Genomic DNA, 285 nt, shown 5'->3' with positions numbered 1-285 from the left:
CTGCGCACCGGCACCGAGGGCGGCGCGGGCACGGCGCTGGTGGTGGGCACGCCCTACGTCAGCACGTTCGGCACGCTGACCCTGAACGCCGACGGCAGCTATAGCTATACGCCCAAGACGACGGTTCCGGCCGGCTCGGTCGACGTGTTCACCTATACGCTGATCGATGCCGACGGCGATCCCGACACCGCCGAGCTCAGGTTCACGTTCGCGGGCGACAACAGCAAGGCCACCGCGACGAGCTCTGCGGCGGCGACCAGCGACGTGGCGGGCGACACCGATCCC

1 protein-coding gene is annotated in these 285 nt (G+C 69.8%); it reads left to right on the top strand.

Features of this window, described 5'->3' with window-relative positions; genetic code table 11:
• The coding region (locus ACWPMZ_RS16550) for an Ig-like domain-containing protein (protein ID WP_455705191.1) at positions 1–285 on the top strand (285 nt) is incomplete at both ends.

Source organism: Tsuneonella sp. HG222, assembly GCF_053819185.1.
Note: the sequence above shows the minus strand (reverse complement) of the source record. Positions and strands in the feature narration are given on the sequence as shown.